At 65.7% G+C, this 18,604-nt stretch carries 16 protein-coding genes; 12 read left to right on the forward strand and 4 right to left on the reverse strand.

The features are described 5' to 3' along the window. Positions 1–25 precede the first annotated feature (25 nt). The 12 genes from VGR99_RS04050 (at position 26) to VGR99_RS04105 (ending at position 13,988) form a co-directional block, all read left to right on the forward strand. On the forward strand, positions 26–1,624 hold the full coding sequence (locus VGR99_RS04050) for an ABC transporter substrate-binding protein (protein WP_326897011.1): 1,599 nt from the start codon (positions 26–28) through the stop codon (positions 1,622–1,624). Between the two features lie 115 nt (positions 1,625–1,739). After that, positions 1,740–2,720 (forward strand): ABC transporter permease, encoded by a 981-nt coding sequence (locus VGR99_RS04055; RefSeq protein ID WP_326897012.1) that lies wholly within the window; start codon positions 1,740–1,742, stop codon positions 2,718–2,720. Position 2,721: 1 nt separating this feature from the next. After that, entirely contained in the window at positions 2,722–3,684 is a 963-nt protein-coding gene (locus VGR99_RS04060; protein ID WP_326897013.1) for an ABC transporter permease, read from the forward strand. A 13-nt stretch (positions 3,685–3,697) separates the two neighbouring features. After that, a complete protein-coding gene (locus VGR99_RS04065) occupies positions 3,698–4,684 on the forward strand; it encodes an ABC transporter ATP-binding protein (protein WP_326897014.1) in 987 nt (328 codons plus the stop codon). Next, positions 4,681–5,670, forward strand: a complete 990-nt coding sequence (locus VGR99_RS04070; protein ID WP_326897015.1) for an oligopeptide/dipeptide ABC transporter ATP-binding protein — start codon at positions 4,681–4,683, stop codon at positions 5,668–5,670. The genes VGR99_RS04065 and VGR99_RS04070 overlap by 4 nt, the downstream gene beginning before the upstream one ends. 80 nt (positions 5,671–5,750) lie before the next feature. After that, positions 5,751–7,556: a gamma-glutamyltransferase family protein gene (locus tag VGR99_RS04075; RefSeq protein WP_326897016.1), complete on the forward strand. Its 1,806-nt coding sequence runs from the start codon at positions 5,751–5,753 to the stop codon at positions 7,554–7,556. Positions 7,557–7,565: 9 nt separating this feature from the next. Beyond that, on the forward strand, positions 7,566–8,276 hold the full coding sequence (locus VGR99_RS04080) for a DUF1028 domain-containing protein (protein ID WP_326897017.1): 711 nt from the start codon (positions 7,566–7,568) through the stop codon (positions 8,274–8,276). After that, positions 8,273–9,262: an ABC transporter ATP-binding protein gene (locus tag VGR99_RS04085; RefSeq protein WP_326897018.1), complete on the forward strand. Its 990-nt coding sequence runs from the start codon at positions 8,273–8,275 to the stop codon at positions 9,260–9,262. The genes VGR99_RS04080 and VGR99_RS04085 overlap by 4 nt, the downstream gene beginning before the upstream one ends. Positions 9,263–9,461: 199 nt before the next feature. Next, on the forward strand, positions 9,462–10,577 hold the full coding sequence (locus tag VGR99_RS04090; protein WP_326897019.1) for a dipeptide ABC transporter ATP-binding protein: 1,116 nt from the start codon (positions 9,462–9,464) through the stop codon (positions 10,575–10,577). 23 nt (positions 10,578–10,600) lie between these two features. Beyond that, positions 10,601–12,124 (forward strand): ABC transporter substrate-binding protein, encoded by a 1,524-nt coding sequence (locus VGR99_RS04095; RefSeq protein ID WP_326897020.1) that lies wholly within the window; start codon positions 10,601–10,603, stop codon positions 12,122–12,124. 31 nt (positions 12,125–12,155) lie between these two features. Beyond that, positions 12,156–13,097: an ABC transporter permease gene (locus tag VGR99_RS04100; RefSeq protein ID WP_326897021.1), complete on the forward strand. Its 942-nt coding sequence runs from the start codon at positions 12,156–12,158 to the stop codon at positions 13,095–13,097. A gap of 3 nt (positions 13,098–13,100) precedes the next feature. Further along, positions 13,101–13,988 carry an ABC transporter permease gene (locus VGR99_RS04105; RefSeq protein ID WP_326897022.1) on the forward strand — a complete coding sequence of 296 codons (888 nt, stop codon included), beginning with the start codon at positions 13,101–13,103 and terminating at the stop codon, positions 13,986–13,988. 117 nt (positions 13,989–14,105) lie between these two features. Here the strand turns inward: VGR99_RS04105 and cnbZ are convergent, their stop codons facing one another. Genes cnbZ through VGR99_RS04125 form a run of 4 tightly spaced genes read right to left on the reverse strand, consistent with a single transcriptional unit; the run spans position 14,106 to position 18,541 of the window. Then, entirely contained in the window at positions 14,106–14,852 is a 747-nt protein-coding gene (cnbZ, locus tag VGR99_RS04110) for a 2-amino-5-chloromuconate deaminase CnbZ (RefSeq protein ID WP_326897023.1), read from the reverse strand. Positions 14,853–14,862: 10 nt separating this feature from the next. Continuing rightward, entirely contained in the window at positions 14,863–16,113 is a 1,251-nt protein-coding gene (locus VGR99_RS04115) for an adenylate/guanylate cyclase domain-containing protein (RefSeq protein ID WP_326897024.1), read from the reverse strand. Next, the gene (locus VGR99_RS04120; RefSeq protein ID WP_326897025.1) at positions 16,110–16,499 is read right to left on the reverse strand and encodes a response regulator; all 390 of its coding nucleotides are present in this window, start codon (positions 16,497–16,499) and stop codon (positions 16,110–16,112) included. The genes VGR99_RS04115 and VGR99_RS04120 overlap by 4 nt, the downstream gene beginning before the upstream one ends. Then, positions 16,496–18,541 carry a sensor histidine kinase gene (locus VGR99_RS04125; protein ID WP_326897026.1) on the reverse strand — a complete coding sequence of 682 codons (2,046 nt, stop codon included), beginning with the start codon at positions 18,539–18,541 and terminating at the stop codon, positions 16,496–16,498. Before VGR99_RS04125 ends, VGR99_RS04120 begins: the two co-directional genes overlap by 4 nt. Between the last annotated feature and the right edge of the window lie 63 nt (positions 18,542–18,604).

The following is an 18,604-nucleotide window of genomic DNA, read 5'->3' on the forward strand; positions in this document are numbered from 1 at the left end:
CGCGGGCGAGTGGAGAGGGTCAAGAATGTCAGTCGGACGAAGTCTGTTTGCGGCGACGCTCGCCGGTGCGCTTGCGTTGGCGGTCTCGCCGGCGTCGAGCCAGACGCTGCGCTACGCGAACCAGGGTGAGCTGAAATCGCTCGACCCCTACACGCTGAACGAATCGACCACCAGCGCGCATCTCGGCCACGTCTATGAGGGCCTGGTCGCCCGCGACAAAGACCTGAAAATCATCCCGGGGCTCGCCGAGAGCTGGGAGACGCCGGAGCCGACGCGCTGGCGCTTTCACCTGCGCAAGGGCGTGAAATTCCACAATGGCGACCCCTTCACCGCCGATGACGTGGTGTTCTCAGCCGAGCGCGTGCGGGCGAAAGGTTCGAATTTCCAGAGCCGCGTTCCAGCCGACGCCAAGGTGGTCAAGATCGACGATTACACCGTCGATTTCGTCCTGTCCTCGCCCAATCCCATCCTGACGGCGCTGTGGGCGACCTGGTACATCATGGACAAGAAATGGGCAGAGGCGAACGATGCGGTGGCACCGACACCGGCTGCCGCCACGACCCCGAGCTACGCCTCGCTCCATGAAAACGGCACCGGCCCCTTCACGATCGAGAGCCATCAGCCGGGCGTGAAGACCGTCTTCAAGGCTAATCCGAACTGGTGGCGCAAGCCGGAACATAATCTGAAGGAGATCGTCTTCACACCGATCGCAAACCCGGCCACGCGTGTCGCCGCACTGCTGTCGGGCGAGGTCGATGTGATCGAGCCGGTTCCGATCCAGGACATCGAGCGCGTCAAAGCGAGTCCCAACGCCACCGTGCTGACGGGACCTGAGCTCCGCACCATCTTCGTCGGTATGGATCAGGCGCGCGACGAGCTCCTGTACTCCAACATCAAGGGCAAGAACCCGTTCAAGGACATCCGCGTCCGCGAAGCCGTCTACCGGGCAATCGACGTCGACCTGATCAAGAATCGCGTCATGCGCGGGCTCTCCACGCCATCCGCATTGATGGTCGCACCAGAGATCTTTTCGGCAAAGGACTTCACCCGGCCGAAGTTCGATCCCGACGCCGCCAAGAAACTTCTGGTGGACGCCGGCTATGCGGACGGTTTCGAGGTGACGATGGACTGCCCGAACGACCGCTACGTCAATGACGCAGCGATCTGCCAGGCAATCGTCGGTATGCTCGCCCGTATCGGCATCAAGGTGGAGCTGCTGGCGCAGCCCAAGGCCCTGTACTTCGCCAAGGTGCTGAAGCCCGGCGGCTACAAGACCTCGCTGTTCATGCTGGGCTGGACCCCGGATACGCTCGACTCCCAGAACGTGCTCCACGACATCATGGGCTGCCGGGACGATCCCAAGGATCCCAACCGCGGCGAAGCCAATCTCGCAGGCTATTGCAACAAGCAGTTCGACGAGCTCGCCGACAAGGTTCTCCTCGAGTCCGATGCGGCCAAGCGCGATCTCCTGATCAAGCAGGCTTTCGAGGTCTCGATGAAGGACTGGGCCTATGTCCCGCTGCACCAGCAGGCGCTCGCCTGGGGCGTTTCGAAAAAGGTGAAACTGACCCAGCGCGCGGACAACCAGGTGCTGCTCTACTGGGCGACCAAACAGGACGAGTAGGTGTCGACAAGTTGTGGAGTCCCGGAAGCCATCGCTTTCAAGATCTGGCTTCCGGGACTTGCTGTTTCGGGTTAACGCGATGATGCGTGCTGCTGAAGAGATGTGAAAGGAACAGATGCTCGCTTTCACACTGCGCCGGGCCATCCAGGCCATCGGCGTCATGATCGCCGTCGGGATCATTTCGTTCTCGATGTTCCGCTTTGCCGGCGATCCCGTGAACCAGATGGTCGGGATGGATACGTCGGGCTCCGAGCGCGCCGCGATCCGCAAGTCCCTCGGCCTCGACGATCCCGTGATCGTGCAGTTCGGCCGCTATATCGGCAATGCTGCCCAGTTCAAGTTCGGCGTGTCCTACCAGTTCCGCTTGCCGGTCACCAACCTGCTGATGGAGCGGATGCCCGCGACGCTGGAACTCGCGATCTGCGCCACCATCTTCGCAATGGTCAGCGGCATCCTGATGGGGGTCTATTCGGCGCTTCGCCGCGACAGCTGGCTCGCACATGTCTTCCAGGCCGTCTCGCTGATCGGCATCTCGCTGCCGACCTTCCTGATCGGCGTTCTCATGATCTACCTGTTCTCGGTGACGCTCGGCTGGCTGCCCTCGTTCGGCCGCGGCGACGTCGTGCATATCGGCTGGTGGACGACGGGCCTTCTGACGTTGTCCGGCCTAAAGGCGCTGATCATGCCTGCGATCACGCTCGGCCTGTTCCAGATGACCTTGATCATGCGGCTGGTCCGCGCCGAAATGCTCGAGGTCATGCGCACCGACTACATCCGCTTCGCGCGTGCACGCGGCCTGACCACGCGCGCCATCCATTTCGGTCACGCGCTGCGCAACACGCTGGTTCCTGTGATCACCGTCGCCGGCCTGCAATTTGGCTCGGTCATTGCTTTCGCGATCATCACCGAGACCGTGTTTCAGTGGCCGGGCATGGGGCTCCTGTTCGTGCAGGCCGTTCAGAACGTCGATATCCCGATCATGGCGGCCTACCTGATGATGGTCTCCCTGATCTTCGTCACCATCAATCTCGTGGTTGATATCCTCTACACCATCGTCGATCCGCGACTGCGATCGACGGTCAGCCGGGCGCATTGAGATGAGCGAGGCCGTCGTTCCGCACAGTGCCGAGAAGCGCGCCGCCACCGCACCCGGCTGGTTCAGGCGCGCGCTCGACAGCGACCTGTTCTACTCGTTCCGCCGCTCCAAGGTCACCATGATCGCGGCGGGTGTGACGCTGCTGTTCTTCCTGGTCGCGATCTTTGCCTCGGTGCTGTCGGTGCAAAATCCGTTCGATCCGGCGCAGCTCCAGCTGATGAATTCGCGCATCTCGCCGCTCTGGACCGCCGACGGCCAGAGTCCGTTCCTGCTTGGTACCGACGAGCAGGGCCGCGACGTGCTGTCCGCGATTCTCTACGGGCTGCGCATCTCGCTTCTGGTCGGCGTGCTCGGCGTGGTCCTCTCCGGCGCGCTCGGCATCCTGCTCGGGCTGACGGCCGGCTATTTCGGCGGCGCCGTCGACGGCCTGATCATGCGCATCGCCGACGTGCAGCTTTCCTTCCCGGCCATCCTGATCGCGCTGCTGGTCAACGGCATCGCCAAATCGGTCTTCGGCAACAAGCTCGACGAGATGAGCATGCTGGCGGTCCTGGTCTTCGCGATCGGCCTGAGTTTCTGGGTCCAGTATGCGCGCACGGTGCGCGGCTCGGTCCTGGTCGAGAAGAACAAGGATTATGTCGCAGCCGCGCAGTTGATCGGCCTGCCCGCCCCCGTGATCATGCTGCGCCACGTGCTGCCGAACACCACGGGGCCGATCCTCGTAATCGCCACCATCAACCTCGCGCTCGCCATCATCACCGAGGCAACCCTGTCGTTCCTCGGCTCGGGCATGCCCGAGACCATGCCGTCGCTCGGCACGCTGATCCGCATCGGCAACGGTTATCTGTTCGCTGGCGAATGGTGGATCGTCGCATTCCCCGGCATCGCACTTGCCGCGCTGATCCTGTCCATCAACCTGCTGGGCGACTGGCTGCGTGACGCGCTCAACCCGAAACTTCGATGAGTATGCGTCGCCCATGACCGAACCCGTTCTTTCCGTCCGCAACCTCCAGGTCGAGTTCGCCTCCCGCCGCGGCACGCTGCGCGCCATCGACGGCGTCTCCTTCGACATCGCCAAGGGCGAGGTGCTGGGCGTGGTCGGCGAATCCGGCGCCGGCAAGTCCGTCACCGGGCTCTCGGTGATCGGCCTGATCGATCCGCCGGGGCGTATCGCCGGCGGCGAGATTCGCCTTGCCGGCCTGCGCATCGACAATCTGCCGCCGGAGGAGATGCGCCGCATCCGCGGCAAGCGCATCGGCATGATCTTCCAGGATCCCCTCACCTCGCTCAATCCGCTGTACAAGGTCGGCGACCAGATCGTGGAGACGATCCGGACCCACCTGAACCTGTCCGAGACGGCCGCGCGCCGCCGCGCCATCGACCTGCTCGCCGAGGTCGGCATTCCCGCACCGGAAAAACGCATCGACGGCTACCCACACGAATTCTCCGGCGGCATGCGCCAGCGCGTCGTCATTGCGCTCGCGATCTGCGCCGAGCCGGAGCTGATCATCGCGGACGAGCCGACCACCGCGCTCGACGTCTCGGTGCAGGCGCAGATCATCTCGCTGATCAAGCGACTCGGGCGCGACCACGGCACCGCCGTGATGCTGGTGACTCACGATATGGGCGTGATCGCCGAGACCTCCGACCGCGTCGCGGTGATGTATGCCGGCCGCGTCGCCGAGATCGGCCCGGTGCAAGACGTCGTCAGGAACCCGCTGCACCCCTACGCCAAGGGCCTGATGGGTGCGATTCCGACGCTTGCCGGCGACGACAAGCGCCTCGTGCAGATTCCCGGCTCGATGCCGCGGCTGTCGGCGATCCCGCGCGGCTGCTCGTTCAATCCGCGCTGCGCGTCCGCCTTCGACCGCTGCCGGGTCGAGCGGCCGGAGCCGCTGTCGCGCGGCACGCAGTCTGTCGCCTGCCATCTCTACGACACCGTGCCGACGGAGAGCGCGGCATGAGCACGCCCTTCGTCCAGGCCACAAACCTGCGCCGCGTCTTCGACGTCTCGAAACCCTGGCTCAACCGCGTGCTGGAGGGCGGACAGCTCGAATATCTCAAGGCTGTCGATCACGTCACCTTCGACATCAAGAAGGGCGAGACTTTTGCGCTGGTCGGCGAGTCCGGCTCGGGCAAGACCACCGTAGCGCGGATGGTAGTGGGCCTGCTGCCGCCGAGCTCGGGCGACGTGCTGATCGACGGCGTCTCGATGACCGACCCGCGGCAGGCTCCCGCCCGGCGCAAGCTGCGCCGCCGCATCCAGATGATCTTCCAGGATCCCTATGCGAGCCTGAACCCGCGCTTCCGCGTCGATGCCATCATCTCCGAGCCGATCCGCGCCTTCGACCTGATCCAGGGCGAGCGCGACATCCAGGCCCGCGTCGGCGAGCTGCTCAGCCTGGTCGGCTTGCATCCCGACGACCGGTTTAAATTCCCGCACGAGTTCTCCGGCGGCCAGCGCCAGCGTATCGCGATCGCTCGGGCGCTCGCCTCCGACGCCGAGTTCATCGTCTGCGACGAGCCGACCTCCGCGCTCGACGTCTCCGTGCAGGCGCAGATCCTCAACCTGATGCGGGACCTCCAGGACAAGTTCGGCCTGACCTACATGTTCATCAGCCACAACCTCGCCGTGGTCCGTCACATGGCGAGCCGCGTCGGTGTGATGTATCTCGGCCGTATCGTCGAGATCGCGGAGGGGCGCGAGCTGTTTGCACGCCCGCGCATGCCCTACACCAAGATGCTGCTGGGTGCCGTGCCTGACCTCGCCATGAGCGGCCGCCAGCGCATTCCGGTGAAGGGCGAGATCCCAAACCCGATCAATCCGCCCCCCGGCTGCGCCTTCAACCCGCGCTGCCCGCTGGCGTTCGATCTCTGCCGCAAGGAGACCCCGGAACTGATCGACGGGGTTGCCTGCCACGCGGTGAACACCGCGCCGGTCCCAGCGTGACGCGCGCGTGCCATGCGGCCTGCGCATTTGGCATCCCAGCATCGGCTGTGATCAATTGCGCGCCGCAAATGAGGTAGTCCATGGCCAGTAACGTCAATCCCGATCCCTTCACCACGCGCCCCGAAATCGAGGGCACGTTCGGTGTCGTCGCCACCACGCACTGGATCGCGACCGCCGTCGGCATGGCCATTCTGGAAAAGGGCGGCAACGCCTTCGATGCCGGTGTCGCCACCGCCTTCACGCTCCAGGTGGTCGAGCCGCATCTGAACGGCCCCGGCGGCGACGTGCCGATCATCGTCCACGACGTCAAGCGCGGCCGCACCGAGGTGATCTGCGGCCAGGGCCCGGCCCCGGCGCGCGCCACCATCGCGCATTACAAGAGCGAAGGCCTCGACATGGTGCCCGGCACCGGCCTGCTCGCAGCCTGTGTTCCCGGCACTTTCGAATCGTGGATGATGCTGCTGCGCGACTACGGCACGATGCGCGTGCGCGACGTGCTGGAGCCCGCGATCTCCTATGCACGCGACGGCTACCCGCTGGTCGAGCGCGCCTGCGCCACGATCCAGACCGTCGAGCAATTGTTCCGCAAGCACTGGCCGACCTCGGCCGCGGTCTATCTTCCGAACGGCGAAGTGCCCAAGCCCGGCACGATGTTCACCAACAAGACGCTGGCGGCGACCTACACCCGGATCCTGAACGAGGCCGAGAGCGGCGGCGGAGGCCGCGACGCCGAGATCGAGCGTGCGCGGAAATCCTGGTCGCAGGGCTTCGTTGCCGAAGCCATCGACAAGTTCTGCCGGACGCAAGAGGTCATGGATGTCAGCGGCTCGCCGCATCGCGGCGTGCTCGCGGCCGATGACATGGCGCGCTGGCAGCCGACGGTCGAGGCGCCGCTCACCTACGACTACGGCCGCTACACCGTCTGCAAGGCGGGCGTCTGGAGCCAGGGTCCGGTGACGCTGCAGCAACTCGCGCTGTTGAAGGGCTTTGCGCTCGACGGGCTCGACCCGACCGGGCCGGAGTTCATCCATCTCCAGATAGAATGCGCAAAGCTCGCCTTCGCCGACCGCGAGAAGTTCTACGGCGATCCGAAATTCAGCGAGATCCCGATCGGGACGCTGCTGTCGGATGCCTATAATGACGAGCGTCGCAAGCTGATCTCGGAGAAGGCGTCGCTCGACTTCATACCCGGCTCGATCGAAGGCTTTGGCGGCGTGGTCAAGCTGCGCCGCGCGGAAGGACAGCGGGAGGCGGTCGGCGCGCTCGGCGCTGGCGAGCCGACAGTGGGACGCTTCGGTGAAGTGCGTGGCGACACCGTGCATTTCGACATCATCGACAAGGCCGGCAACATGGTGTCCTCGACGCCGTCGGGCGGCTGGCTGCAATCCTCGCCGATCATTCCGGAGCTCGGCTTCTGCCTCGGCAGCCGCGCCCAGATGTTCTGGCTGGAGGAAGACCACCCCGGAGCACTCGCGCCGGGCAAGCGGCCGCGTACCACGCTGTCGCCGACCATGGCGCTGCGCGACGGCGAGCCGTATCTCGCCTGGGGCTCGCCCGGCGGCGATCAGCAGGACCAGTGGATCACGCAGTTCTTCCTGCGCCACGTCCATTGCAATCTCAATCTCCAGGAAGCCATCGACGCGCCGGCCTGGCACTCCGAGCATTTCCCGATCTCGTTCTGGCCGCGCACTGCTCGGCCGGGCGTGCTCGTGGTCGAGAACCGCGTGCCGAAGGCGACGATCGAGAATCTGCGCGAACGCGGACACATCGTCGAAGTCGGGCCCGACTGGTCCGAAGGCCGCCTCACCGCGGCCTCGCGGGTCGGCGTGCGCCGGCGCGCGGCCGCCAATCCGCGCGGCATGCAGGGCTACGCCGTAGGACGCTGAAGGCAGCACATGACCTGGTCGATCATCGCGCGAGACCCAGCCACCGGCCAGTTCGGCATCGCGGTTGCGACCCGTTTCTTCGCCGTCGGCGCGCGCGTGCCCTATATCGCGGCCGGCCTCGGCGCCATCGCAACCCAGGCCTTCGTCAATCCCTATTACGGCATCGACGGCGTCAAGCTGCTGCGCGAGGGCCTGAACTCCCACGATGTTCTCGCCACCCTGCTCGCGACCGACGACGGCCGCGAGAGCCGGCAGATCCACATCATGGACGCCAGCGGCGAGATCGCCGCGCATACCGGGCGCGACTGCATCGACTGGTGCGGCCACATCGCCGGCAGCGGCTTTTCGATCGCCGGCAACATGCTCGCAGGCGCCGACGTGCTCGACGAGACCGCAAAGACCTACATCGCCAACGACAGCCTGCCCTTTCCGCGCCGCCTGCTCGCGGCGATGCGCGCGGGCGAAGCCGCCGGCGGCGACAAGCGTGGCAAGCAATCCGCCGCGCTGCTGATCCACGGCGAGGAAGAATGGCCGGCGCTGGACATCCGTGCCGACGATCATCCCGACCCGCTCGGCGAGCTCGAACGGCTCGAGCGCGTCAGCCAGGAACTCTGGGTTCACTTCCGCCCCTCCATGCCGACGCGGCAGAACCCGGCCGGCAATACCGATCGCAGCGTCATCGAGGCCACCATCGCCGCGGCACGGGCAAGACAGGCATGAGCGCGAGTCCTCTCATCGAGATCAAGGACCTGCGCATCCGCTTCCACGGCGACGACGGCCGCATCACCCACGCGGTCGACAGCGTCGATCTCAGCGTCGCCAATGGCGCCACGCTCGGCCTCGTCGGCGAGTCCGGCTGCGGCAAGAGCGTGACCTCGCTGGCCATCATGGGCCTCCTGCCGAAGCAGAGCGCGGAAATATCCGGCGCGATCCGCTTCGACGGCTTCGACCTGCTGCAGACGCCCGACCAGACCCTGCGGGACCTGCGCGGCAACCGGCTCGCGATGATCTTCCAGGAGCCGATGACCTCGCTCAATCCGAGCTTCACCATCGGCGACCAGATCATCGAGACCATTTTGCGTCATCGCGGCGGCTCCCGCCGCAGCGCGCGCGAGCGGGCGATCGAACTCCTGCGTCGCGTCCACATCCCCTCGCCCGAACGACGCATCGACGAATATCCGCACAAGCTCTCCGGCGGCATGCGCCAGCGCGTCATGATCGCGATGGCGCTGGCCTGCGATCCGCGGCTGCTGATCGCGGACGAGCCGACCACCGCACTCGACGTCACCCTGCAGGCGCAGATTCTGGAGCTGATGCGGGAATTGAAGGCGGCGAGCGGCGCCGCGATCATCCTGATCACCCACGACCTCGGCGTGGTCGCCGAAGTCTGCGACGAGGTCGCGGTGATGTATGCCGGCGAGATCGTCGAGCGCGCGCCGGTCGACGAACTGTTCTCAGCGCCGCAGCACCCCTACACCGTCGGCCTGCTCGGCTCGATCCCGCGGCTCGACCATCGTGCCGAGCAGCTCGCGACCATCGAAGGCATGGTGCCGAACATGGCGCAGCCGCCCGCCGGCTGCCGCTTCGCCGCGCGCTGCCCGTTCGTGCTGGACGCCTGCACCAAGGCGCCGCCGCCGCTGGTCGAAGTCAGCCCCGGCCACCTCTCGCGCTGCATCCGCGCGCCGCTCGAACTTTTGGTGTCGTGATGGCGCTGCTTTCTTCCCTCTTGCCCCGGGCGCAGCGCAGCACAAGCGCAGCGCAGTGGTGCGCTGCTGAACCGGGGCCCATGCAGCGGCAGTCTGGGTCCCGGTTCAGCGTCGCAACACACTGGACGATGCTTCGCATCGCCAGGCGCGTTGCGCCGCGCCCGGGACACGAGACCGGATGTCGCGGGGAGTGCGAACGATGACCGCGCTCCTCGAGGTCGAAGGCCTGGTCAAGCATTTCGTTGCCGAGCGCTCGCTGTTCGGCCGGGCGTTGGCGCATGTCAAGGCGGTCGATGGTGTTTCCTTCTCGCTCGAAGCCGGCAAGACGCTGGCGCTGGTCGGCGAATCCGGCTGCGGCAAATCCACCGTCAGCCGCCTGATCCTGCGACTGATCGAGCCGGATGCGGGCACGATACGCTTCGACGGCCGCGATCTGCTCTCGCTCGATGCCGACGCGCTGCGCAAATTCCGCCGCGAGGCGCAGATCATCTTCCAGGATCCCTACGCCTCGCTCAATCCGCGCATGACGGTCGGCCAGATCCTGACCGAGCCGCTGGCGCTGCACGATCTCGTCCCGCCCGCGCAGCGGCGCGAGCGGGTTGCGGAAATCCTGCGGCTGGTCGGACTGGAGCCGCGGCTGGAGCGGCGCTATCCGCACGAATTCTCCGGCGGCCAGCGCCAGCGCATCGCCATTGCCCGCGCGCTCGCGGTCGAGCCGAAGCTGATCATCTGCGACGAGCCGGTCTCGGCGCTCGACGTCTCGATCCGCTCGCAGATCCTCAATCTGCTGCGCGAACTGCAGGACCGGCTGGGCCTCGCCTATATCTTCGTCTCGCACGACCTCGCCGTGGTCAAGCACATCGCCGACCATGTCGCCGTGATGAATCTCGGCCAGATCGTCGAGACGGCGGAGGCCGACGAGCTGTTCGCCGCGCCACGCCATCCCTATAGCCGCGCGCTGCTGTCCGCGATCCCCGTGCCTAAACCGCGGGCAAAGCGCAGCCGCATTGTGCTGCAGGGGGAGATCCCGAGCGCGCTCAATCCGCCCTCCGGATGCCGCTTCCACACCCGCTGCCCCTATGTGATCGAGCGCTGCCGCAGTGAAATGCCGCAGCTCGTGCCGGATGGCATCGGACATGCAACGGCTTGCCACCGAACGTCGGAACTGCCGTCCTCCGCGGCGATCGTCCCGTCCGACGGCGGTTTCTCGCCGGTCCTTGAAAAATTGGTCGCCGCCTTCAGCGGCGGCCCGGAAGCAGCGCGCGGCAGCGGGGTTAATTCCTTAGTTGGTTCCTTGGGGACCGATCCCGCGTAGCCGCACAACAGAGGTTGAGAGCGATGAGTTTCATGCGTTTGGCGATCCTGGCGTCGGCCCTGCTGACGTCGCTCGCGGGCACAGCCCAAACCCAAGTTCAGGCCCAGACCACCCTGCGCATCGGCATCGCCGAGGACCCTGACATCCTCGATCCCAGCATCGGCCGCACCTATGTCGGCCGCATCGTGTTCTCCGCCTTCTGCGACAAGCTGTTCGACATCGACGAGAAGCTCAACATCGTGCCGCAGCTCGCACTGTCCCACGAGACCTCGGCCGACGGCAAGGAGATGACGATCAAGCTGCGGCCGGGCGTCAAATTCCACGACGGCGAGCCGCTGGACGCGGAAGCCGCAAAATTCTCGCTCGAGCGTCACATGACGCTGCCGACCTCATTCCGCAAATCCGAGCTTGCCAGCGTCGACCATGTCGAGGTGGTCGATCCCCTCACCATCAAGCTGGTGCTCAAGACCCCCTACTCGCCGCTGATCGCCCAGCTCACCGACCGCTCCGGCATGATGGTGTCGCCGAAGGCGGCGAAGGAAGCCGGCGACAAGTTCGGCCTGCATCCGGTCTGCGCCGGCCCCTACAAATTCGTCGAGCGCGTCCAGCAGGACCGCATGGTGTTCGAGAAGTTCGCCGACTACTGGAACAAGGACAACATCCATATCGACCGCGTCGTGTTCCTGCCGATCGTCGATGCCACCGTGCGCCTCGCCAACCTCAAGTCCGGCGGGCTCGACCTGATCGAGCGCGTGCTCGCCACCGACATCAAGGACGTCCGCGCCGATTCCCGCCTCGTGCTGTCCACGGCGCCGGAGCTCGGCTATCTCGGGCTGACCGTCAATGTCGGCAACGACAAGAACAAGGGACCGCTGAGCCAGTCGGCGAAGGTGCGCCAGGCGCTCGACCTGTCGATCGATCGCGAGGCCCTCAACCAGGTCGTCTTCAACGGCGAGTTCACGCCCGGCAATCAGTGGGTCAGCCCGAAGCATCCCTACTACCAGAAGGCCTTCCCGGTCCGCGGCCGTGATATCGCCAAGGCCAAGGCGCTGCTGAAGGAAGCCGGCGTCACCACGCCCGTGACCGTCGACTACATGATCCCCAAGGGCGCGGAGAACGAAGCCGTCGCCCAGGTCGTCCAGTCGATGGCCGCGGAAGCCGGCTTCGACATCAAGATCCGCTCCGTCGAATTCGCGACCACCTTCAAGCAGGCCCAGGCCGGCGAGTTCCAGATCTTCCAGATCAACTGGAGCGGCCGCATCGATCCCGACGGCAATTCCTACATCTTCATGCGCAGCAAGGCGCCGCAGAACGACGGCGTCTACTCGAACCCCGAGGCCGACAAGCTGATGGAAGACGGACGCATGACGTCCAATGTCGAGGAGCGCAAGGCGATCTACGAGAAGCTGACCAAGATCCTGCTCGACGATCTGCCCATCATCTACATCTATCACCGCACGCTCCTGATCGCGCACACCAAGAAGCTCGAGGGCTACCGGCAGATGCCCGACGGCCTCGTGCGCGTGGTCGGGCTGAAGTTCAAGTGACCGTGGCGGCGCCGGGGACGCGATCCGAACCATGCTGAACTTCCTCGCCCGCCGGATCGCGCAGATCGTGCCGACACTGTTCTTCGTGTCGCTGCTGATCTTCTCGCTGCAGCAATTGCTGCCGGGCGATCCCGCATTGGTGATGGCCGGCGAGGAACGGGACCCCGCCGCAATCGAGCAGATCCGCAAACTATACAAGCTCGATCAGCCGATCCCCGTGCAATATGCCTATTGGATCAAGGGCGTGCTGTCGGGCAATTTCGGCGAGTCGCTGCGCAACAAGATGCCGGTGCGCGAGCTGATCGCGCAGAAGCTGCCGGTGACGCTTCAGCTCGGCTCGATGGCAATCCTGATCGCGTTCTTCATCGGCATCCCCGCCGGCATCGTCTCCGCGGTGAAGAAGGGCACGGCCTGGGACTATGGCGCCAATCTGTTCGCGCTCTGGGGCATCTCGACGCCGAACTTCTGGCTCGGGATTTTGCTGATCTTCCTGTTCTCGATCGAGCTCGGCTGGCTGCCGGCTTCCGGCTATGTGCCGCTCACCGAGAACTGGCGCGCGAGCCTTGCCGCCACCATCATGCCGGCCTTCGTGCTCGGCAATGCGATCTCCGCGATCCTGATGCGACATACCCGCAGCGCGATGCTCCAGGTGCTGGAAAGCGATTATGTCCGCACCGCGCGCGCGAAGGGCCTGTCCGAGCGCTCGGTCATTCTCAAGCACGCCATGCGCAACGCGCTGACGCCGATCATCACGCTCGGCGCGCTCGAGCTCGGCACGCTGCTCTCGGGCGCGGTGCTGACAGAGCAGATCTTCTCCATTCCCGGCTTCGGCAAGCTGATCGTAGACGCCGTGTTCAACCGCGACTACGCGGTCGTGCAGGGCGTGGTGCTGGTAACGGCGACGGTCTACATCACGCTGAACCTCGTGGCCGACGTCGCCTATGTCCTCGTCAATCCGCGGCTGAGGGGCTAGGCGATGACCGACGCAGCGCTGCCCGCCAGCCCCGCCACGCAAGCCTACGAGCTCGACAGCCCGGCCCGCCGTGCCCGCCGGCGCCTGTTCAAGCGCAAGGCCGCGGTGTTCGGGCTCATCGTGATCACGGCCTTCATCCTGCTCGCAGCCCTTGCACCGCTGGTCGTGCCCTACGATCCCATCGCGACGAGCTGGAGCCTGGTGCGCAAACCGCCCACCGCGGCACACTGGTTCGGCACCGACGATCTCGGCCGCGACATCCTGAGCCGCGTGATTTACGGCGCACGCGCCTCCCTGCTCGCCGGCCTGATCTCGGTCGCAATCGCGCTCGGCGTCGGCGTTCCCCTCGGCCTGCTCGCCGGCTATCGCGGCGGATTTGTCGACGCGCTGATCAGCCGGATCACCGATGCGATGCTGGCCTGCCCGTTCCTGATCCTCGCGATTGCGCTCGCTGCGTTCCTCGGCCCGAGCCTCGGCAACGCCATGATCGCGATCGGCATCTCCGCAACGCCGATCTTCATCCGCCTGACCCGCGGGCAAGTGCTGAGCGTCAAGGCCGAGGACTATGTCGAGGCCGCCCGCGCACTCGGCAACCCCGACTGGCGGATCGCGTTCTCGCACATTTTGCCGAACATCCTGCCGGCGCTGCTGGTGCAGGCAACGCTGTCCATCGCCGCCGCCATCATCGCTGAAGCGGCGCTGTCGTTCCTCGGCCTCGGCCAGCAACCGCCGGCGCCGTCCTGGGGCAGCATGCTCAACGCAGCGCAGCGCTTCCTGACCCAGGCGCCGTGGATGGCGATCTGGCCGGGGCTCGCCATCTTCCTCGTGGTGCTCTCGCTGAACCTCCTCGGTGACGGCCTGCGCGACGCGCTCGACCCGCGCCAGCGCTAGAAGTTCCTCATGGTGAGGAGCGGGCCCTTGGCGCGCGTCTCGAACCATGAAGGCCCGGCTGTCGCCCGCGGCCATCCTTCGAGACGCGGCCTGGCGGCCGCTCCTCAGGATGAGGAGTTAAATCACCGTCTCCCGCAGCACGCGGCGGCAATCCATCTCGTATTCGAGATCGACCACGGGCGGCCGGGCAAAGTGCCAGGTCAGGCCGGAGCGCAGCGCGCCGCGGCGGACCAGCTCGTCGACCAGCGCATGGTGGAAGTCGTGCACGGAATAGGCCTGCACACCGGTCGTGTCCTTCCAGCCGAAGCCGAACGCCGTCATCCGGTTCTCCATCTGCGACGTCGTGGTGAAGCGCACCTTCTCGCGCAAGCCCTCCGGGCTGAGATCGCGGTAGCGCACAGTGCGCTCGACATAGGTGCCGCTCCCCTCGCGCGCCTCGGCGCCGCCGGCGATCACGAAGGACGGCGCTTTCGACGTCGTCGGGCGCGTGAACGAGAACGCATAGAACGACGGCTCGGACGGCGGATCGATCTCGGGACAGACATTGCTGCGCGCCACCGGATTGGTGGTGCCGTCGAAAATACCCCATTCGGACAGCGTCTTCACATAATGCAGGTTGAACGCGCGAAAGCCTTCCTCGCTGAAGGCCGCCGGTGAGCGCAGCTCGCAGGCACAGAACGCCGCCAGCGGACGCCCCGCTGCCTGGATGTATTTCGCGGCCAGCGCAAATCCTTCGGCGAGCGGCACCAGGCGATCGAACCGGACGCGCTCGATCTCAAAACCGTCGTCGGCAGCGGCGCCGGCCGAATACTGAAACACGGATGGAATGAAGCGGTAATTGCCGGCGGCGAAGTGACTGACCATGTCGAAACCCCTATTCCAGTTGCATGCGAATGCCCTTGGCGCCGTTGAGCAGGCGCTTCAGGTGAAAACCCGCGAGGGAATCGTCGGCGTGCTGGCCGACCAGTGCGGCGAAGGCCGGCATCGCCGCGGCATCGCCGGTTTCCATCTTGGCGAAAGCCTCGGAATAGAGCGCCGTCTCCGGCGCTTTGAACTTTTCCGGGAGCAGCGGCTCGAATGCCCGCAGCGGCTCGCTGCGTCCGCGCAGCATCAGCTCACCCACGGGACGGCCCTGAAAATTCTCCGCCGCCTTGGCCACGCTGGCGCTGACGCAGATGCGCGTGCTCAGCGGCTTGTTGGCGGCTTCCAGCCGCGCCGCGATGTTGATGGAATCGCCATAGGCGGTGTAGTCGAAGAAGCGGTTGCCGCCGAAATTTCCGACCAGCGCGGGACCTGCGTGGACACCGATGCGGGTGGCGCCGAAGTTCACGCCTCTGGCCTTCTGGCGTGCGCAAAAATCCTGCGCCCAGGCGTCGAGATCATGGGCGCAGGCGACCGCGCGCGTCGCATAGTCCGGTTGATCGCCGGGCGCATTGAACAGCACCTGGATCGCGTCGCCGATGATCTTGGCGACCGTCCCTTCATGCGTGAAAACGACTTCGGTCATCCCGCCGACATATTCGTTGAGAAGCTCGCCCAGCGTCTCGGGCGGCGCGCTCTCGATCAGCGACGTGAAACCGGTGATATCGGTGAAGATGGTCGCGACGTCGCGCCACTGCACCTGGATGCCCTCACCCTCGCCGCTAGCGGCCAGGCGCCTCGCAAGCTCGGGCGAAAAGTGACGCGACAACGCGGCATGGGCGCGCTCCGCCTCGATCTGGCGGCGCCGCACCTCGCGCAGCATTTCGATGTGGCGAATGGTCTTCTGGATCGTGGCTTCCAGATCCACGAAGTCGATCGGCTTGGTCAGGAAGTCGAACGCGCCGCGGTTCATCGCCGTGCGGATGTTGCTCATGTCGCCATAGGCCGAAACGATGATCGTCGACTTCTTGTCCTCGGCCTCCTGCAGCTTCTGCAGCAGCGACAGCCCATCCATGCGCGGCATGTTGATGTCCGAGACCACCATGTCGACATGCGGATTCTGTTCGAGCGATTGCAGCGCCTCCAGGCCGTCGCGCGCGAACATGATGTCGATCAGCCCGTCGCGGATCTGCCTGCGAAACTTCTGCAGGATCAGAGGCTCGAGATCCGGCTCGTCGTCGACGAAGAGGATGGTCGCAGTCATGCGGCTTGCTCGAGCCTCGTGTCGATCTGCTGCCGCAGCAGCGAAAAGTCGATCGGCTTGGTCAGGAGCCCGGTGGCGCCGCGCTCCATCGCCTTGCGATGCGTCTCGGCATCGCCATAGGCCGTGATCATGATGACCGGAACGTCCGGATACTCGGCGCGCACCTTCGGCAGCATGTCGAGCCCGCTCATCCCGGGCATGTTGATGTCCGACAGGATCAGGATCAACGAGGGGTCGCGCACCTCGGCGGCGAGCTTCAGCGCATCGGGCGCGGAGGGCGCGAATTCCATCTGGAAACGGCCGGCGCGCAGGTCGCGGCGAAACTGCTGCCGGAACAGCGCCTCGACATCGGGCTCGTCGTCGACGACCAGGATATAAACGTTCACGTCTTGCCTCCGGAAGTGCCGCCTGCCGCCATCACGCGCGGCAGGGTTATGATGAACTCGGTGAATGCACCGGGCGCGGTGTTCACGTCGATCGTGCCGCCGTGCTGCTTCACGACGATATCGTGGCTCATGGACAGGCCGAGGCCGGTGCCCTCGCCGGCCGGCTTGGTGGTGAAGAAGGGATTGAACATCTTCTCCTTCACCTCGGGCGGAATGCCGGTGCCGTTGTCGCGGATCCGGATCTCGACAGCGTTGCCGAGGTTCTTTGTCGACGCGCGCAAGGTGGGTTCGAAAGCCTTTTCGCCAGTCTCCTTGCGCCTCGCGGTCGCATAGAAGCCATTGGAGACCAGATTGAGGACGACGCGGGTGATCTCCTGCGCATAGATGTCGGCCATGCCGGCGGCGGGGTCAAAGTCGCGTTCGAGCGTGACGTTGAAGGCGGGCCTTTCGGCACGCGCGCCGTGATAGGCCAGATTGAGGCTCTCCTCCACGACCGCGTTGATATCGCTGGGGCGATGCTCGCCGGAGCCCTCGCGCGAATGCAGCAGCATGTTCCTGACGATGGAATCGGCGCGCTTGCCGTGCTGCACCACCTTTTCCAGGTTGCCCTTGAGCATGCCGGTCAGCTCGTCGACCTCCTCCCTCGTCTTGCCGTCGAGCGCAGCCGTCTCCAGCGTCTCGTTGAGCTCGTCGATCAGTTCCGTCGACACCGAGGAGAAATTGTTGACGAAGTTGAGAGGGTTCTTGATCTCATGGGCGATGCCCGCCGTGAGCTGGCCGAGGGAGGCGAGCTTCTCGGTCTGGACCAGGCGATCCTGCGCGGCGCGCAGATCGTTCAGCGATTGCCGCAGCTCCGCGGTCCGCTGCTCGACCTTGTTCTCGAGGTCGGCGTAGGATTCCTGCAGCCGCCCGCCCATGTGGTTGAACTGGTCCGCAAGCTCCTCGAGCTCGTCGCCGGTCTTGATCGAGATGCGCTGGGCGAAATCGCCGCCGCCGATCCGCTCGGCGCCGCTGCGCAGCGCCTGGATCGGGCCGACCATGCGGCGCGCCAGGAATATCCCGGCGAGCACGGCGAAGACCGAGGCCGCCAGCAGCACGAGCGCAAGCCGTTCCAGCGCGGCATAGAGCGCCGCATAGGCCTCCTCGACCGGCAGCTCGACGAACATGGTCCAATGCAGCGGCGCGATCGGAGCCGACGCGGTCAGCACCTTCTGCCCCTGGATGTTGCGCGCTTCGGGAAGCGCGTCGGGCAGCGTGCCGCCGCCCGTCAGCGCAGCGCGAACCTGCGCCAGATGAGACATGTCGGTGTTGCGCAGGACCAGGCTGATATCGGGATGCGCGATCAGCCGCCCCTCCGGGCCGACCACATAGGCGTGCCCGTGCTTGCCGACCTTGATCTGGGACACGACGTCCCAGATCAGCTTGAGGTTCACCTCGGCGATGCTGACCCCGGCGTCCTTGCGCGCTCCGGCCTGCGCCAGCGTCATGTAGGGCTCGGATTCCCTGCGGAAGTAGACCGGTCCGTAAAACACCTTGTGCGCGACCGCCTCGGTGAATTTTGGATCGTCCGACAGGTCGATCCCGCTGTCGATCGCGTCCATCGCGAGCCGGGACACCCGCAAGCGCTCCCGGCCGGTCGCATCGACCTGGGCGAGTTCGGTGATCGCGGGCACCTGGCGCAGCAGGCGCAGCGCATCGAACCGGCGCTCCTCGATCGAGCCCGCCGACCACGGCAGCTGCGTGGTCCAGCCGAGCTGGTTTTCGATCTCCTTGATGAACTGGCCGATCTTGGCCGCCGCTGCCTCGGCCTGCTCGTGCTGGACCCGGATCAGCGAAGCCTTGTGCTCGCGATAGTAAAAGAAGACCTCGAACAGGCCGTTGGCCAGCAGCGCGATGGCGACGACGGCCACGAACAGCCCGACATATTTGGTGAACAGCCGGAGCCTGATCCCCCGCCCCGCTGCATCTAGCACGACGCCATCCGCGGACGCGTGCGGCAACGTCCTGGCCTGCGGGGTGTCGGGGTGGAGGGAGAGAGTCATCCCGCCAAACCTAGCAAGAAGGCCGGACCTTGTCTCTTGCCGGCGCGGGAACGGTCAATTCAG

It is taken from the genome of Bradyrhizobium sp., assembly GCF_035935975.1.
Classification (GTDB): Bacteria; Pseudomonadota; Alphaproteobacteria; order Rhizobiales; family Xanthobacteraceae; genus Bradyrhizobium.

Bases quoted from the DNA above. Each gene is read 5' to 3' on its own strand.
- VGR99_RS04050 (WP_326897011.1), top strand. From the start codon at position 26: ATGTCAGTCGGACGAAGTCTGTTTGCGGCGACGCTCGCCGGTGCGCTT.
- VGR99_RS04055 (WP_326897012.1), top strand. From the start codon at position 1,740: ATGCTCGCTTTCACACTGCGCCGGGCCATCCAGGCCATCGGCGTCATG.
- VGR99_RS04060 (WP_326897013.1), top strand. From the start codon at position 2,722: ATGAGCGAGGCCGTCGTTCCGCACAGTGCCGAGAAGCGCGCCGCCACC.
- VGR99_RS04065 (WP_326897014.1), top strand. From the start codon at position 3,698: ATGACCGAACCCGTTCTTTCCGTCCGCAACCTCCAGGTCGAGTTCGCC.
- VGR99_RS04070 (WP_326897015.1), top strand. From the start codon at position 4,681: ATGAGCACGCCCTTCGTCCAGGCCACAAACCTGCGCCGCGTCTTCGAC.
- VGR99_RS04075 (WP_326897016.1), top strand. From the start codon at position 5,751: ATGGCCAGTAACGTCAATCCCGATCCCTTCACCACGCGCCCCGAAATC.
- VGR99_RS04080 (WP_326897017.1), top strand. From the start codon at position 7,566: ATGACCTGGTCGATCATCGCGCGAGACCCAGCCACCGGCCAGTTCGGC.
- VGR99_RS04085 (WP_326897018.1), top strand. From the start codon at position 8,273: ATGAGCGCGAGTCCTCTCATCGAGATCAAGGACCTGCGCATCCGCTTC.
- VGR99_RS04090 (WP_326897019.1), top strand. From the start codon at position 9,462: ATGACCGCGCTCCTCGAGGTCGAAGGCCTGGTCAAGCATTTCGTTGCC.
- VGR99_RS04095 (WP_326897020.1), top strand. From the start codon at position 10,601: ATGAGTTTCATGCGTTTGGCGATCCTGGCGTCGGCCCTGCTGACGTCG.
- VGR99_RS04100 (WP_326897021.1), top strand. From the start codon at position 12,156: ATGCTGAACTTCCTCGCCCGCCGGATCGCGCAGATCGTGCCGACACTG.
- VGR99_RS04105 (WP_326897022.1), top strand. From the start codon at position 13,101: ATGACCGACGCAGCGCTGCCCGCCAGCCCCGCCACGCAAGCCTACGAG.
- cnbZ (WP_326897023.1), bottom strand. From the start codon at position 14,852: ATGGTCAGTCACTTCGCCGCCGGCAATTACCGCTTCATTCCATCCGTG.
- VGR99_RS04115 (WP_326897024.1), bottom strand. From the start codon at position 16,113: ATGACTGCGACCATCCTCTTCGTCGACGACGAGCCGGATCTCGAGCCT.
- VGR99_RS04125 (WP_326897026.1), bottom strand. From the start codon at position 18,541: ATGACTCTCTCCCTCCACCCCGACACCCCGCAGGCCAGGACGTTGCCG.